Consider the following 2,236-nt stretch of genomic DNA (forward strand, 5'->3'; position numbering starts at 1 on the left):
GGGCGCTCTTACTCCCAAGTCCCTTGAGGACGGACGCGATTCGCGTCCCTAACGGGAGAGTAAGGAGGAAAGGGCGACGCGAGAAGCAAATTGCTCGGTATTGCTCGCAATATCACGAAGATGTGAATGCCGAAACAATCACTCGCCACCTTCGGGTACCGACGAGGCAAGATCGGCAATGGCCCGGTTGATGATCGCCCTGGCCGCCGCGCCGTAGCTGGCCACGGCCGCCAACTTCTCGAACGTCGCGGTGTACAGCTCGATCTCGTGCGGCTGTCGGAGGTTCAGCTCAGCCGAATAGGTCTCGACGCGCGCGAGGTCAGAGTTGTACATCATGAAGCCGTGGCGCGGATCGACCACATACTGCGTCTCGTACCCGATGACCCCAAGCTTTACGTTGCGCAGTGAAGTCAGCGATACCAGCCGATCAAGCTGCCCAAGCATGATGTCCGGCGAGCACAGCCGGTAGCGCAAGGTGGCATCGGTAATGACAAAATGGAACGCCTTATCCGTGCGATACAGCATTTCTTGCCGCTGCATACGTTTGGCCACCGCGTCATTGACATCGTTAGGCACTTTATGCACCAGGACGGCGCGCGAAAAGAGCGCGCGGGCAAACTCCGCCGTTTGCAACAGGCCTGGGACCACCGCTGGCTCGAACGAACGGTACAGCCTGGTCTTGGCGTCCTGTTCGGACAGCTCAAGTTGGTGGCCGAGCATCCCGGCTTTGAGCACGCGTTGCCACTCGGCGTGCTGCACTTCAAGGGTGGGCGGCCTCAAGGAGTCGGTGCGCCACATGTGATAAATCTTGTGGCTCACTGATGGGAGACTTGGGTGCGGGGTCAGGCGTTGACCGCGGAAGACCGCGAGGAGATTTCTCGTGGGATTTCGGAGGGGTTTTCGGGATCGGCTATTGCTCGACTGCTGGGAAAACACCGATCGGTGGTGAACCGGGAGATTAGCCGTTGTGGTGGCCGCGAGAGTTATCGCGCATTGGCCGCGCAGGAACGCGCCGAGGAACAGGCGCTTCGACCGAAACCGCACAAGCTTGCCGTGTCCGAGCGGTTGCACGATGCTGTAGCGGAAGGACTAAAGCAGAGCTGGTCGCCTGCGCAGATCTCGTCCCGGCTGAAGGTCAACCATCCGGATGATCCGGAGATGTGCGGGTCGGGTGAAACGATCTACGAAACGCTGTACCTGCAGAGCCGTGGTGGCTGTGACAGACCAAACCGGCCCCATCGGGACGGTCATATCTGGCCCCACCTGGCTGATCCCCTGACCGGGTGACGGCGATATTTGGCCCCACTCGGACACGTGGGGACGAGGTTCTGCTCAGGACGGGGGTTCGCACTGGGACGCTGTCTTCATGCGCTCGATGAGCGGCCGTGACGTTGACGCGGCGCTGGCTGAGATGGTGCGGGTGCTCGGTCCGCGGGACACCCGTGACTGGCAGGTCCAGGCGGGGCTGTTGGACTGGACCTGCTGGCAGACCGCTGCCCATGTCGCCCACGACCTGCTGGCCTACGCGGGGCAGGTAGCGGCCGGCCCGGCGGCTGCCTACCTGCCCTTCGACCTGACGGTGGCGACCGACGCGGACCCGCGCGACGTGCTCCAGGTCGTCACCGCCTGCGCAAGACTCCTCAGCGGCGCGATCGTCACCAACCCGGATGTTCGCGGGTGGCACTACGGACCGACCGACACTGCGGGTTTTGCGGCCATGGGCGTCGCCGAGATCCTGCTGCATACCCACGACATCACCGAGGGGCTGCGGGTGCCGTGGCGTTCCCCACGGCCACTGTGCACGGCGGTACTGAGCCGACTATTCCCCGACGCTCCGGACGGCGATCCCGTGCAGGTCCTGCTGTGGTGCACTGGGCGAGCCGATCTCGGCGACCGTCCTCGTCGATCATCGTGGATCTTTAACGCTGCCATCCGATGACCCGGACCGGCCGCCGCGGATGGTTGCGGTAGTGCGCGGTCGCACGTTCTCGGCGGCTCGGCTCGGACGGAACCTGGGTCAGGCGGTGGCGCGGGCTGCGCGGGTGTGAGCGAGGCGGTAGGAGTCGCTGCCGGTCTCGATGATGTTGCCGCCGAAGGTGAGCCGGTCGACGATCGCGGCGCACAGCCGGGGGTCGGTGAACGTCTTCGTCCACCCGGAGAACGAGTCGTTGGAGGCGATCGCGACGCTGTTGGTCTCTTCCCGTTCGGTGAGGACCTGGAACAGCAGTTCGGCGCC

4 protein-coding genes are annotated in these 2,236 nt (G+C 64.0%); 2 read left to right on the forward strand and 2 right to left on the reverse strand.

The features are described 5' to 3' along the window. Positions 1-138 precede the first annotated feature (138 nt). On the reverse strand, positions 139-798 hold the full coding sequence (locus U9977_RS24765; protein ID WP_322751690.1) for a DUF5753 domain-containing protein: 660 nt from the start codon (positions 796-798) through the stop codon (positions 139-141). Positions 799-849: 51 nt separating this feature from the next. Here U9977_RS24765 and U9977_RS24770 point away from each other — a divergent pair, with 51 nt between their 5' ends. Both U9977_RS24770 and U9977_RS24775 read left to right on the forward strand, forming a co-directional pair. Beyond that, entirely contained in the window at positions 850-1,287 is a 438-nt protein-coding gene (locus U9977_RS24770) for a helix-turn-helix domain-containing protein (protein ID WP_322751691.1), read from the forward strand. A gap of 88 nt (positions 1,288-1,375) precedes the next feature. Then, entirely contained in the window at positions 1,376-1,939 is a 564-nt protein-coding gene (locus U9977_RS24775; protein ID WP_322751692.1) for a hypothetical protein, read from the forward strand. A 78-nt stretch (positions 1,940-2,017) separates the two neighbouring features. Here U9977_RS24775 and U9977_RS24780 read toward each other — a convergent pair. Next, positions 2,018-2,236 (reverse strand): ATP-binding protein (locus tag U9977_RS24780; RefSeq protein WP_322751693.1); only part of this gene is annotated, 219 nt, incomplete at its 5' end.

This window comes from Protofrankia sp. Cas8 (assembly GCF_963555845.1).
In the GTDB taxonomy this organism is placed as follows: Bacteria; Actinomycetota; Actinomycetes; order Frankiales; family Frankiaceae; genus Protofrankia.